Source organism: Erwinia billingiae Eb661 (assembly GCF_000196615.1).
Classification (GTDB): Bacteria; Pseudomonadota; Gammaproteobacteria; order Enterobacterales; family Enterobacteriaceae; genus Erwinia; species Erwinia billingiae.
This window is the reverse complement of record NC_014306.1, coordinates 4,774,795-4,787,536: the sequence shown is the minus strand read 5'-3', so window position 1 is coordinate 4,787,536 and position 12,742 is coordinate 4,774,795. Positions and strand designations below refer to the sequence as shown.

12 protein-coding genes are annotated in these 12,742 nt (G+C 57.1%); 8 read left to right on the top strand and 4 right to left on the bottom strand.

The window, feature by feature from the left end:
* Nucleotides 1-78 precede the first annotated feature (78 nt).
* The 5 genes from EBC_RS23265 to EBC_RS23245 all read left to right on the top strand — a co-directional run bounded on the left by EBC_RS23265 (nucleotide 79) and on the right by EBC_RS23245 (nucleotide 4,766).
* Nucleotides 79-411, top strand: coding sequence for a helix-turn-helix domain-containing protein (locus EBC_RS23265; RefSeq protein ID WP_013204324.1), 333 nt, complete (start codon nucleotides 79-81; stop codon nucleotides 409-411).
* Nucleotides 412-465: 54 nt separating this feature from the next.
* Nucleotides 466-720 (top strand): hypothetical protein, encoded by a 255-nt coding sequence (locus EBC_RS23260; RefSeq protein ID WP_013204323.1) that lies wholly within the window; start codon nucleotides 466-468, stop codon nucleotides 718-720.
* A 116-nt stretch (nucleotides 721-836) separates the two neighbouring features.
* Nucleotides 837-1,343: a TIGR00645 family protein gene (locus tag EBC_RS23255; protein ID WP_041692152.1), complete on the top strand. Its 507-nt coding sequence runs from the start codon at nucleotides 837-839 to the stop codon at nucleotides 1,341-1,343.
* 270 nt (nucleotides 1,344-1,613) lie between these two features.
* On the top strand, nucleotides 1,614-2,510 hold the full coding sequence (locus EBC_RS23250) for an alpha/beta hydrolase (RefSeq protein WP_013204320.1): 897 nt from the start codon (nucleotides 1,614-1,616) through the stop codon (nucleotides 2,508-2,510).
* 294 nt (nucleotides 2,511-2,804) lie between these two features.
* The gene (locus EBC_RS23245) at nucleotides 2,805-4,766 is read left to right on the top strand and encodes a methyl-accepting chemotaxis protein (RefSeq protein WP_407919942.1); all 1,962 of its coding nucleotides are present in this window, start codon (nucleotides 2,805-2,807) and stop codon (nucleotides 4,764-4,766) included.
* 66 nt (nucleotides 4,767-4,832) lie between these two features.
* On the opposite strand, the gene gorA is transcribed toward EBC_RS23245, so the two are convergent.
* Entirely contained in the window at nucleotides 4,833-6,185 is a 1,353-nt protein-coding gene (gene gorA, locus EBC_RS23240; RefSeq protein WP_013204317.1) for a glutathione-disulfide reductase, read from the bottom strand.
* A 176-nt stretch (nucleotides 6,186-6,361) separates the two neighbouring features.
* Here gorA and rnz point away from each other — a divergent pair, with 176 nt between their 5' ends.
* Complete coding sequence (gene rnz, locus EBC_RS23235) at nucleotides 6,362-7,276, top strand: ribonuclease Z (protein WP_013204316.1); 915 nt, start codon at nucleotides 6,362-6,364, stop codon at nucleotides 7,274-7,276.
* Between the two features lie 63 nt (nucleotides 7,277-7,339).
* Here rnz and EBC_RS23230 read toward each other — a convergent pair whose 3' ends face one another.
* Nucleotides 7,340-8,182 carry a 23S rRNA (adenine(2030)-N(6))-methyltransferase RlmJ gene (locus EBC_RS23230; RefSeq protein ID WP_013204315.1) on the bottom strand — a complete coding sequence of 281 codons (843 nt, stop codon included), beginning with the start codon at nucleotides 8,180-8,182 and terminating at the stop codon, nucleotides 7,340-7,342.
* Nucleotides 8,183-8,277: 95 nt separating this feature from the next.
* Complete coding sequence (locus EBC_RS23225; RefSeq protein ID WP_013204314.1) at nucleotides 8,278-9,102, bottom strand: CPBP family intramembrane glutamic endopeptidase; 825 nt, start codon at nucleotides 9,100-9,102, stop codon at nucleotides 8,278-8,280.
* 236 nt (nucleotides 9,103-9,338) lie between these two features.
* On the opposite strand from EBC_RS23225, the gene prlC reads away from it, so the two are divergent.
* A complete protein-coding gene (gene prlC / locus EBC_RS23220; protein ID WP_013204313.1) occupies nucleotides 9,339-11,378 on the top strand; it encodes an oligopeptidase A in 2,040 nt (679 codons plus the stop codon).
* Nucleotides 11,379-11,385: 7 nt separating this feature from the next.
* Nucleotides 11,386-12,141: a 16S rRNA (guanine(1516)-N(2))-methyltransferase RsmJ gene (rsmJ, locus tag EBC_RS23215; RefSeq protein ID WP_013204312.1), complete on the top strand. Its 756-nt coding sequence runs from the start codon at nucleotides 11,386-11,388 to the stop codon at nucleotides 12,139-12,141.
* Between the two features lie 66 nt (nucleotides 12,142-12,207).
* Here the strand turns inward: rsmJ and uspA are convergent, their stop codons facing one another.
* Entirely contained in the window at nucleotides 12,208-12,645 is a 438-nt protein-coding gene (uspA, locus tag EBC_RS23210) for a universal stress protein UspA (protein ID WP_013204311.1), read from the bottom strand.
* Between the last annotated feature and the right edge of the window lie 97 nt (nucleotides 12,646-12,742).

Below are 12,742 nucleotides of genomic sequence, written 5' to 3'. Positions count from 1 at the left end.
AAAAACATAAACATATAATAATTCCATCGCGCAAATGGCGGCGGCCTTGTGCAGGCTGTGCGTCCCGGGAGAGAGCAAGTGAAAGGCGAAATCGTAGAAATTATCATCGACTGGATTGAAGAGCATCTGGATGATGGTCTGAATATTGAAGCCGTAGCCGCCCGTTCGGGCTATTCAAAATGGCACCTGCAACGTGCATTTAAAGAGCAACAGGGCATGACTTTAGGCACCTTTATCCGCTGCCGTCGACTGGACGAAGCGGCCAAAAGCCTGATCAGTTCCCACAAGACCATTATGACCATCTCGATGGATCTGGGATTTTCTTCCCAGCAGTGTTTCCAGCGGGTGTTCAAAAAGCATTTTAATATCACGCCAAGAGACTATCGCAACCAGCATCGTGAAATGCACTGAGTCAGCGTAGCCAGGCAACACCTTTAACCCTACACCTCCTGTAAGCTAAAAAAGATGAAAAAGACCCTGTTATTGCTTATCGCCCTGGCGATGAGTGGTCCTGCTTTTGCCCTGACCCTGGGCCCGCAAGCGCCGGTCAGTGTTATCACTGTTCACTGCGATCCGGGCAGCTGCTTTAGCGGAAGTGCTGCTACCCAGGATCTCACTCAGGGACTGGTAGGCTATGCCCGTCAGGTGCAACGGGTGCTGCGGCCGGTTGAGACCCTGGGCGCGGTGGGCGACATCAGCTTTTCCAGCCAGCCAAAGTAAAACGCCCTCTGTTCGCGTAAAATCCGTTAAATATCGCTGCGATAAGCCGGCGCTATGCAAAATTTAACATTTCCTCGGGTATACTGACCCCCGTGTTAATTTGCTTACGGGATGCTATGGAACGTTTCGCTGAAAACCTCATTTATGCCTCACGCTGGCTGCTGGCGCCGATTTATATCGGGCTGTCGCTGGGTCTGCTGGCACTTGCGATAAAATTTTTCCAGGAGGTTTTTCACCTGTTGCCGAATGTATTGGCGATGGCAGAAAACGACCTGGTGTTAGTGCTGCTGTCGATGATCGACCTGACGCTGGTCGGCGGTCTGCTGGTGATGGTGATGCTCTCCGGTTACGAAAACTTCGTCTCAAAACTGGATATCGCCGACCACAAAGAGAAGCTCAGCTGGTTGGGTAAAATGGATTCCGGCTCGCTGAAAAACAAAGTGGCCGCGTCGATTGTCGCCATCTCTTCCATTCACCTGCTGCGGGTGTTTATGGATGCCAAAAATATTCCGGACAATAAACTGCTGTGGTATGTGGTGATCCACCTGACCTTCGTCCTCTCGGCGTTTGTGATGGGCTATCTGGACAGCCTGTCGCGGAAAGAGAAGCTCAGTAGCCACTAAGCCTCATCTGCCCGGCGTTCCGGGCAGTTTTCCCGCTTTTTTCACCTTATCGCGCTGTTTTGCTTGCATCCACAGGGGCAAATCGCATAAAAAGCGGTGAAGAGCCCGGATACCCTGCCGATATAAAAACATCACGGTCGCCGACATTCCCTGATATCGCACTGAAATGCGGTTATTCTGCGAATAACTTCTGGCATTTGCATTGCATGATATCAGGTATCTTCCCATGGCCTGGGATCGCCTGTTGATAACTGAGGACGGAAATGCCAGATGATTAGTCGTCGTCGGTTGATATTAGGAACCGGCGCCACGTTGCTTGCGATGACCACCGGAAAACTGTTTGCCAGAGAAGATATTATTCCTCTGTGGCAGGACGAACCGCCCGGCGGCGGCGGACCCAGCGGAAACCTGCATGTTTCTGCCAACGGCTCGTGGTCGAATATCGTCAGCCCGGCGATCCAACGCTTCCAGCCAGAAAACCCGAACGGATCGGCCGTATTGATTGCCGCGGGTGGCGGCTATCGCTGGATCGGCATGGGTGGTGAAGCCTGGCCCGTGGCGCGCTGGCTGAATGCGCGTGGCTATACCGCCTATGTCCTTAGCTATCGCCTGCCGCGTGAGAAGTGGCACGCAGGCAGCCTCGCCCCGTTGCAGGACGCCCAGCGCGCCATTCGTCTGGTGCGCTCGATGGAACGTAAGGTGCATCTGCTCGGCTTCTCGGCCGGTGGCCACCTGTTTGGTATGGCGGCCGCCCGTCCTGATTTCGTCACCTACGAGCCGCAGGATGCGCTGGATAATGTGGTCCCGGTAGTGGACAGCGTCGGGCTGATTTATCCGGTGATCACTCTGGAGCCGCCGTATACCCACACCACCACGCACAAGCAGCTGGTCGGTAACAATGCCTCCGCGAATGAAGAGGCGAACTGGTCGGTGGAAAATTACGTCACCCGCAACTACCCGCCGACCTTCCTGGCGCAGGCGGAAGACGATCCGATCTCTAATCCGCACAACACGGTGATCATGCACAACGTCTGCCGCCGCATGGGCGTGCCGGTTGAGCAGATTAATATCACCCGTGGCGGACACGGTTTTGGCCTCGGTAAAGCCGGTTCCCCGGCGGCGATTTGGGATGAAGCCTACGCCATCTGGCTGGACGCCCGTAAGTAAACTGCACCGTGACGGTGCAATGTTCTGCCGCACCCACGCTTAATCACCCCACGCCGCGTCATCTGCCGGTAAAAAACCCCGTCGTAACCCGCCACCGCTAAAGTTTTCCCGCAATCGGGCGATAACGTTTATGACGTGAGAGGCAGTAAACACAAGCCGCGTTTTCTCTCACTTCTGAGTTCTTCTCGCGTATGGAACATGCCTTTAGCCCTCCTTTGGTCGTCAGACTTTTTGCTTCACCATCCATAATTAATCAAGCATTTGAAAAGTATAGGTAAAACCATGTTTCCATTAATGGCGATTAAACAGCGCCTGTCGTCTTTGCTGTTTCGAAATAAACACCAGCCCGCAAACGGGACCTTTGACTGCCGCAGCCTGCCTGCTTCGCTTTCGCAGGCCGGACTCAGTGAAAAAAGTGCCGGCATTCTCATGACCTTTGTGCCGCCGTATGCCGACTTTCAGCCGGTGAGCCAGAGCTGGCAGCGCTTTAGCTCCGCCGATTTGACGGTGATTACCCTCTCGTCCAATGGCGCACTGAGCAGCAGCGGCAAAGAGACCACCTATTGCGAAGGCGCCGGTCAGCAGGGAAGCTGGCTGTTGCTGCCGGACAGCCTGATTGCGCGTCATGAAACCCATATCGTTGATTTACATGTCAATGACACCCACACCGCCGCCGACCGTATCAACGCCATCCAGCAGGAGCTCAGCAGGCTGGCGGTGCGGATGCCACTCTCATCCGACCGCACCTTCGCGATGATTTACTGCGATGGCCTGTCCGCCTCGGAAGGCTTCCTGATGCAGGCCTGGTACAACTGCGGCCGCTTTCCGTGCCTGGCGATCGGCGGCTCGGCTGGCGGTAAGATTGAGTTTGATGGCACCTGGATCGGCGTAGGTGGCAAAATTTTGCAGGGCAAAGCGGTCATCATTTTCTGCCAGATGGCCGCCGGCAAATCCTTTGCGCCGTTCAAAAGTCAGAACTTTGTCCCAAAAGACAAAAGCTGGCTGATCGCCGAGGCCGATCCGATTGCCCGCACGGTCAGTTCGGTATTCGATCAGCAGGGCCAGCAGGTGAGGTTTACTGACGCGCTGGCCAGCTGGCTGGGCTGCAACGTGCCGCAGCTGACCGAAAAGCTGAAAGGGCTGACCTTTGGCGTGAAGGTCGGTGAGGAGTATTTCATTCGCTCCATCGCCAAAATTGAGGCCGACAGCATTCAGTTTTTCTGCGACCTGGAATTTGGCGATCGCCTGTATCTGCTGGAAGAGAAAGATTTTAAACAGACCACGCGTCAGGACTGGCAAACCTTTATCGCCAACCGCGGCAGGCCGGCGGCCATTCTGATGAATGACTGCATCCTGCGCCGGGTCGGCAATGAAGGGCAGCTGCATAACGCCCATTTCTTTAAGGGGCTGCCGGCCGCCGGCTTCTCCAGCTTTGGCGAAATCCTCGGCGTGCCGATTAACCAGACGCTCTCTGCGCTGGTGTTTTTCAACAAGGACGTGAAGGCGATGAGCCAGTTCCCGGTGCAGTACGCCGGGTATGCCGGGCACTATGCACAACGCGCGCTGCGTCGTTGGGAAGCGTTGAACAGCATTCAGTCGCGGGTGCTGAAGCGGGTGATCGCCTATCAGCAGGAGCTGGCACCGCTGATGGAAGCCTTGCCGATGCTGGAAGCCGCCACGCAAACGCAGAATGAGACGCTGGGGATGGCAGAAAACAGTATCCGCTCGATTGGCGATATCGCGCAGAAAAGCCAGCAGGCTCAGCTGCGTTTGGGCCAGGGGCTGGATGATCTGGAGAAAATCTCTAACGGCATCAATGAGATCACCAGCGGCATCAGCAATATCGCCTTCCAGACCAATTTGCTGTCGCTGAATGCGGCGGTTGAAGCGGCGCGTGCCGGGGAGGCCGGACGGGGATTTGCGGTGGTGGCCGGAGAAGTTCGTCGGCTGGCACACTCGTCGAAAGAGCAGGCCGATTCGACGGCCGGCAATATTGGTCAGGCGGTGGATACCATCTTCCGCATCCGTACCGTTGCCAGCGAAACGGTGGAAACCTCCAGCGAGATGGCGGCCCGCAGCATCGCCGCGGCGGATTCGATTGCTGCCATGAGCCATCAAACCGCGCACCAGCGTGAAAGCATCGCCCAGCACCTCGGTAGCCTGCGCAGCCTGACCGCCGGTATGGATGCGATGCAGGACGCTGTCGCGCAGCTGTCCGTATTGCAGAGCCTCTCCGGGGCGAACGAAAAGGGGTAATTCCGCCGACACTCCGCCCATAAAAAAAGCCAGCATATGCTGGCTTTTTTGATCCTGAAGCAGGACTTAACGCATGGTGACAAACTCTTCCGAACCGGTCGGGTGGATTGCCACGGTGTTGTCGAAGTCTTTCTTGGTGGCCCCCATTTTCAGCGCGACCGCGAAGCCTTGCAGCATCTCATCCATACCGTAGCCAATACCGTGGATGCCGACGATCTTCTCGTCTTTACCGACGCAAACCAGCTTCATGCGGCACGGCTGGCGGTGCTGCGTCACGGCGGTGTACATGGCGGTGAACGCCGACTTATACACTTTCACTTCATCGTCGCCGTACTTCTCACGCGCTTCCGGCTCGCTCAGGCCCACGGTGCCGATTGGCGGGTGGCTGAATACCACGGTTGGCACGTTGCTGTAATCCAGATGCTCTTCAGGCTTGTTGTTAAACAGGCGCTCTGACAGACGACGACCTGCGGCAACCGCCACCGGCGTCAGTTCAACCGCACCGGTGTTATCACCGACCGCATAAATGCCAGACACGCTGGTGTTCTGGTACTTATCGACGCTGATGTACCCTTTTTCGTTCAGCTTCACGCCCGTGACGTCCAGGTTCAGGTTGTCGGTCATTGGCTCACGACCGATGGCCCATACCAGACAGTCAACGGTCTGCTCCTGGCCATTTTCCAACTGGAGCGTCAGGCTGCCGTCGGCATTTTTGATCACCGCTTTCGGCACGGATTCGGTGTGCAGCGCCGGGCCTTCAGCATTCATCACTTCAACCAGCGTATCGACGATCAACGGATCGAAGCTGCGCAGCGGCGCGTGTTTACGCACAAACAGGTGGGTTTCGGAACCCAGCGCGTTCACCACTCCGGCGATTTCGACCGCGATGTAGCCGGCACCGACCACGGCAGTGCGTTTTGGCAGGGCATCCAGCTCGAAGAAGCCGTCAGAGTCGATACCGTATTCCGCACCCGGAATCGACGGATGGGTTGGACGGCCGCCGGTGGCGATCAGGATGTTGTCGGCAGTAATTTTTTCGCCGTTCACTTCCACGGTGTGCGCATCGATAAAGCGCGCGTAGCCTTTGATCACGTCGACGTTATTTTTACCCAGCACGTTGTCGTACGAGGTGTGAATACGGTCGATATAAGCGCTGCGGTTTTTGACCAGCGTCGCCCAGTTAAAGCTGTTAACGGTGGTATCGAAGCCGTAATCCGGGCCATACAAATGGATCGCTTCGGCAATCTGCGCCGCGTGCCACATCACTTTCTTCGGGACACACCCGACGTTTACGCAGGTACCGCCGAGTTCTTTCGCTTCGATCAGCGCGCATTTCTGTCCGTACATCGCGGCACGGTTAATAGAGGCGATACCGCCGCTGCCGCCGCCAATAGCAAGGTAGTCATAATGTCTGGTCATCGGTGATTCCATAAGTCAGTGAAATGAATTGGCAGTAGTGTAACGCCACTCGGTTAAATGCCGCAAAGTTTGCGTCTATGATTGTGATAGGGCAGCGGGGCGGAAATCAGCGATAATCGACAATTACTGCGAGATGGCTCACTGTTTTCGCATACTAACAGGCAGAGAGAGGCCGGATGGAACTGCTATTTTTAGGGACCGGCGCGGGCACGCCCAGCCGCCAGCGGAATGTCACCAGTATCGCCTTGAATTTGCAGGGGACGCGCAGCGGTTGCTGGCTGTTTGACTGCGGCGAAGGCACCCAGCATCAGATGATGCGCTCCCAGGTGAAGACCGGGAAAATCGAGAAAATTTTTATCACCCATCTGCACGGCGACCATATCTTTGGTCTGCCGGGGCTGCTGACCAGCCGCTCGATGAATGGCATCAGCGACACCCTGACCCTTTACGGCCCAAAAGGCATCAAGGCCTTTATCGACACCACCCTCAGCCTTAGCGGCTCCTGGCTGACCTTCCCGCTGGAGATTGTCGAGATCGCCGCCGGCGAGCTTTTTAGCGACGAGCATTTCCGCGTCACCGCCTGGCCGCTGACCCATCCGGTTGAGTGTTACGGCTTCCGTATTGAAGAGCATGACAAGCCGGGCGCGCTGGATGCGCAACGGCTGCTGGCCGACGGCATCAAGCCCGGCGTGCTGTTCCAGCAGCTCAAATTGGGCAAAACCGTGACCATGGACGACGGTCGGGTGGTCAGGGGCAAAGACTATCTTGGCCCGGCAACCAAAGGCCTGACGCTGGCGATTTTCGGCGATACCAGCCCGACGCCCGCAGCCGCCGAACTGGCGGCGAATGCCGATGTGATGGTGCATGAAGCCACGCTGGAAGTGGCGCTGGAAGAAAAAGCCAACAGTCGGGGACACTCTTCAACGGTGCAGGCGGCCACGGCGGCAAAAAACGCGGGCGCGAAAAAGCTGATCGTCACCCACCTCAGTTCGCGTTATCTGCGAGAGGATGCGGAAAGGTTACTGGCGGAGTGTCGGGCGATATTTCCAAATACCGAGATGGCGCATGATTTCTCGCTATTCCGGCTCTGAGCGGCGGTTCGAAAGGCAGGGCTGATGCGGTGGGACGCGCGGCGGCGTCCCACGGGTGGTCACTTATTCCGGTACGATCCAGCTGACTTTGGTGTGGCCGGTGCCAGAAGGCACCAGGTGCTTCAGCAGCCACGGCAGCACGTTGTTCATCTGCTGCTCCAGCTTCCACGGTGGGTTGATCACAATCATCCCGGACGCGGTCATGCCAAAGCGGTCGCTGTCCGGGCGCACGCCCAGCTCGATCTGCAGAATGCGGCGAATGCCGGATGCTTCCAGCTCTTTGGTGATACGTTTGATCTGCTGACGCAGCACCACCGGATACCACAGCGCGAACACGCCGGTACCAAAACGCTTATACCCTTCCACCAGACCCTGAACCACCGCCTGATAATCGGTTTTCATTTCGTAAGGCGGATCGATCAGCACCAGACCTCGGCGTGACAGAGGCGGAAGCTTGGATTTCAGCTGCTGGAAACCGTCTGCACGTTCGGTGCGGGCACGGTCATCTTTCTGGAATTCGTTGCGCAGCATCGGGTAATCGCTTGGGTGCAGCTCGGTCATGTTCAGCTTGTCGAAAGGACGCAGCAGATGACGGGCGATCAGCGGAGAACCCGGATAAAAGCGCAGCTTGCCGTTCTTGTTCAGTGCCTGCACGCAGGAGATATAGCTCTCCAGCTCTTCCGGCAGATCGTCCTGTTGCCAGATGCGGGCGATGCCTTCCAGATATTCACCCGTGCGCTCGGCGTGCTCGCCGCTCAGCTGATAGCGCCCGGCACCGGCGTGGGTGTCCAGATAGAGGTAGGGTTTATCCTTCTCATTAAGCGCAGTGATAATCAGGCTCTGAACGGTGTGTTTGAGAACGTCGGCGTGATTGCCGGCATGAAAACTGTGGCGATAACTCAGCATGTCGTGGGATCTGTCCGGTGGGGAATGAGGAGCGTGCCGCCGCTGGGCGGCACATATTGGCGTCAGTATAACTGTCCTGCGCTTAAAATGCTCTGTTATCCTGGCAGGCGTTGCCACAGCGGATAGGTAAAGAACAGCAGGTGCAGCAGATTAAAGCTGAAGTGCACCAGCGTGGCGACCCACACTCTGCCGCTCCACAGCCACGCCAGGCCGTAGACTATCCCCGCCAGGCTGGCGAAAATTACCAGCAGCGGGCCGCCGGCGATATGCGCCAGGCCAAACACCGCGGCGGCAATCAGTAATCCCCAGACGTTGCCCAGCTTCTGGCTCAGCCGTTGTTGCAGGTAGCCACGAAACAGCGCTTCCTCCGCAAACGAGACAAAGAACAGGTTCGCCAGCATAAAGGCACCCAGCCACTCGGGCAGGTGCCGCTCGACGCGTAGGCCGCCGGCCAGAGTGGCAATCAGCAGCAGCAGCGGCAATGACAGCATCAGCACCAGCCACCACAGCGTGTTCTTCGGTCCTGCCGCCGGACGCTTAAGCAGCGTGGGCAGACAGGCGAGCAGCAGGAAGGGGATCAACGCCTTATCGAGGTTGTAATAGAAGCTGAAAGGCGCGCTTTCTGGCCCGGCTTTCACCTCGCTGACAATCTGCGGGTTAGAGAATCCGGGGATCAGATGCAGCATCAGCGCCACCGAGCCCAGCACCAGTACCGCTTCAGTCACCACCGTAACGGCGGCAGGTTTTTTGATTTGCCGATGGCCCATCGCCACCGCGCCGAGCACCACTAAGGCGGCGATCGCCGGCCAGTGAAGCGTGCCATCCACGGCCGCCATTATCAGCGCGAGCGCCAGCAGCCCGTACGAGGCGCGGCGGTAAAAAGGCAGAAAAAGTAACGAGGCCGCAAAGACGTACCACATAACAACACTCCGTGTAGAAATCGTGTTAACCGGAAAACGGCGAAAGTATGCGGCTGGCCGTCGGGGCAGGCAACTGGAATCGTGGTGAAAAGGTCAGGATTTACCGGTGAAAATGACCAGGATCAACAGCCGGGTTTTCTCAATCAGGCCATTGAATTTCGCTACACTTAGCCTCATGTTAACCTAATCGCGCGCTTAAACGCGCCTCAAACATGTTTGACTATAAGGACTGCGCAATGACCAATCCGTTACTCTCCTCTTTTACGCTTCCTCCTTTCTCCGCCATCAAACCCGAACACGTGGTCCCTGCTGTCACTCAGGCACTGGCCGAGAGCCGTGCGGCGGTGGAGAAAGCGGTTGCCCAGGGCGCGCCTTACACCTGGGATAACCTGGTTCAGCCACTGGCTGAAGTTGATGACCATTTAAGCCGTCTGTTTTCGCCGGTCAGCCACCTGAATTCGGTGAAAAACAGCCCGGAACTGCGCGAAGCCTATGAGCAAACGCTGCCGCTGCTGTCCGAATACAGCACCTGGGTGGGCCAGCACGAAGGCCTGTATCAGGCTTACCGCAATCTGAAAGAGACCAGTTACGCCGGATTAACCGCCCCGCAGAAAAAAGCCGTGGATAACGCGCTGCGTGATTTTGAGCTGTCCGGTATTGGCCTGTCGAAAGAGAAGCAGAAGCGTTATGGCGAAATCGCCGCGCGCCTGTCCGAGCTGGGCTCGAAATACAGCAACAACGTGCTTGATGCCACCATGGGCTGGAGCAAGCTTGTCACCGATGAAAGCGAGCTTGCCGGTCTGCCGGAAAGCGCACTGGGCGCGGCCAAAGCGCAGGCTGAAGCCAAAGAGCAGGAAGGCTGGCTGTTAACGCTGGATATCCCGAGCTATCTGCCGGTGATGACCTACTGCGACAATCAGGCGCTGCGCGAAGAGATGTACCGCGCCTTCTCCACCCGTGCCTCCGATCAGGGCCCGAATGCCGGCAAGTGGGACAACAGCGAGGTGATGGCTGAAGAGCTGGCGCTGCGCCACGAACTGGCCCAATTGCTGGGCTTTGACTCCTACGCCGACAAATCGCTGGCCACCAAAATGGCCGAAAACCCGGCGCAGGTGACCGACTTCCTGACCGGTCTGGCAAAACGTGCCCGTCCGCAGGCCGAGCGTGAAATCGAACAGCTGCGCGCCTTCGCGCTGAAAGAGCACGGCGTTTCTGACCTGAACCCGTGGGATCTGACCTACTTCGGTGAGAAGCAGAAGCAACACCTGTTTTCTATCAGCGACGAACAGCTGCGTCCTTACTTCCCGGAAGAGCGTGCGGTTAACGGCCTGTTCGAGGTGGTGAAACGCATTTACGGCATCACTGCCAAAGAGCGTAAAGACGTCGATGTTTATCATCCTGACGTGCGCTTCTTCGACCTGTTCGACGAAACCGGCGAGCTGCGCGGCAGCTTCTATCTGGATCTCTATGCGCGTGAACATAAACGCGGCGGGGCGTGGATGGATGACTGCGTCGGCCAGATGCGCCTTGCCGACGGCTCGCTGCAAAAACCGGTCGCCTACCTGACCTGTAACTTCAACCGTCCGCTGAAGGGTAAGCCTGCCCTGTTTACCCATGATGAGGTGACCACGCTGTTCCATGAGTTTGGTCATGGCCTGCACCATATGCTGACCCGTATCGAAACGCCGGGCGTGTCTGGCATCAGCGGTGTGCCATGGGATGCCGTCGAGCTGCCAAGCCAGTTTATGGAAAACTGGTGCTGGGAGCCGGAAGCGCTGGCCTTTATCTCCGGCCATTATGAATCCGGCGAGCCACTGCCGCAGGAACTGCTGGAGAAAATGCTGGCGGCGAAAAACTACCAGGCGGCGCTGTTTATCCTGCGTCAGCTGGAGTTCGGCCTGTTCGACTTCCGCCTGCATGCCGAGTTCGACCCGGCCAAAGGCGCGCAGATCCTGGAGATGCTGAAAGAGATTAAGCAGCTGGTGGCGGTGATCCCAAGTCCAGCCTGGGGCCGCTTCCCGCATGCCTTCAGCCATATCTTTGCCGGTGGCTATGCGGCGGGTTACTACAGCTATCTGTGGGCCGACGTGCTGGCTGCCGATGCCTACTCGCGCTTTGAAGAAGAAGGTATTTTCAATCGTAAAACCGGCCAGTCATTCCTCGATAACATTCTGACCCGTGGCGGGTCTGAAGAGCCAATGGAGCTGTTCAAACGCTTCCGTGGGCGTGAGCCGCAGCTGGATGCGATGCTGGCTCATTACGGTATTCAGGAATAGCGTTAACGTGAAGATTTGTTTAGTGGATGAATCGGGCGCCGGAGACGGCGCCTTATCTGTTTTAGCCGATCGCTGGCAGCTGGAGCACGATGCGTCAGCGCCGATGGCGCTGGTAATGACCGCTACGCACCTCGAACTGCGCAAGCTCGATGAGCCTAAGCTTGGCGGGATTTTTGTCGACTTCGTAGAAGGCGCGATGGCGCACCGTCGGCGTTTTGGCGGTGGTCGCGGCGAAGCGGTGGCCAGAGCGGTCGGCATCAAAAGCGGTTATCTGCCTGCGGTGGTCGATGCCACTGCCGGCCTGGGACGCGATGCCTTTGTGCTGGCTTCGATTGGCTGCCGTGTGCAGATGCTGGAGCGCCATCCGGTGGTGGCCGCGCTGTTAGATGACGGTTTACGGCGTGGCTATGAAAGTGCCGAAATCGGCGGCTGGCTGCGCGAACGGCTGACCTTGATCCACGCGTCGAGCCTGCAAGCACTCGCTGAGATCGTTGAACAGCCGGATGTGGTTTATCTCGATCCGATGTTCCCCCACAAGCAGAAAAGCGCGCTGGTCAAAAAAGAGATGCGGGTTTTCCAGACGCTGGTGGGTGCCGATGACGATGCCGATGGCCTGCTGGAACCGGCCCGGCGTCTGGCGAAGAAGCGCGTGGTGGTGAAGCGGCCTGACTACGCACCGCCCCTGGCGGGCGTGGTAACACAGGCGGCGGTGGTGACCAAAAGCCACCGGTTTGATATCTATCCGCCGCTAATCAGCGAATAAACGCCGGTTGGCGAAAACAAAAAGGGCGGAATATTTTCCGCCCTTTCTTTTGTCTTATGCTTCAGACTATTCGTCTTCTTCGTCGCGCAGCGGCACGATCAGCATATCGATATGGACGGTGTTGATCAGCTGACGCGCCGAGGACATCAGCTTGCTCCAGAAGTCCTGATGGTGACCACAGACCACCAAATCCACATCGTATTTTTTGATGGCATCAACCAGTACCTGGCCCAGATCGCCGCTGCCGCTCAGGGTTTCGGAAATCGGGTAGCCTGCGCTGTTAGAGAGGTCAGTCAGGGCGGTGTGGGTCTCTTCAGAGATACGTTTTTGCATATCGCCAAGATTTACATCGATCAACCCGGTATACAGGTCGGAATAGTTCACATCGACGTGGATCAGTGACACTTTGGCATCGTAAGGACGCGCCATGGACACCGCTTTGGCGACCAGCAGCTTACTTTCAGGGGAAAGGTCGACTGCAATCAGAATGTGTTTGTAAGACATAACGATACTCCTTTCATTCGTTGCGGAGAGTTATCCGCCGACAAAGTTGTCTTTTTGCATCATAACACATTGAAATCCGTTGCTAATGTTTAATGCA

What these genes read in the sequence shown, in the direction of transcription:
- EBC_RS23260 (WP_013204323.1), top strand. Translation starts at nt 466, where the DNA reads ATGAAAAAGACCCTGTTATTGCTTATCGCCCTGGCGATGAGTGGTCCT.
- EBC_RS23255 (WP_041692152.1), top strand. Translation starts at nt 837, where the DNA reads ATGGAACGTTTCGCTGAAAACCTCATTTATGCCTCACGCTGGCTGCTG.
- EBC_RS23250 (WP_013204320.1), top strand. Translation starts at nt 1,614, where the DNA reads ATGATTAGTCGTCGTCGGTTGATATTAGGAACCGGCGCCACGTTGCTT.
- EBC_RS23245 (WP_407919942.1), top strand. Translation starts at nt 2,805, where the DNA reads ATGGCGATTAAACAGCGCCTGTCGTCTTTGCTGTTTCGAAATAAACAC.
- gorA (WP_013204317.1), bottom strand. Translation starts at nt 6,185, where the DNA reads ATGACCAGACATTATGACTACCTTGCTATTGGCGGCGGCAGCGGCGGT.
- rnz (WP_013204316.1), top strand. Translation starts at nt 6,362, where the DNA reads ATGGAACTGCTATTTTTAGGGACCGGCGCGGGCACGCCCAGCCGCCAG.
- EBC_RS23230 (WP_013204315.1), bottom strand. Translation starts at nt 8,182, where the DNA reads ATGCTGAGTTATCGCCACAGTTTTCATGCCGGCAATCACGCCGACGTT.
- EBC_RS23225 (WP_013204314.1), bottom strand. Translation starts at nt 9,102, where the DNA reads ATGTGGTACGTCTTTGCGGCCTCGTTACTTTTTCTGCCTTTTTACCGC.
- prlC (WP_013204313.1), top strand. Translation starts at nt 9,339, where the DNA reads ATGACCAATCCGTTACTCTCCTCTTTTACGCTTCCTCCTTTCTCCGCC.
- uspA (WP_013204311.1), bottom strand. Translation starts at nt 12,645, where the DNA reads ATGTCTTACAAACACATTCTGATTGCAGTCGACCTTTCCCCTGAAAGT.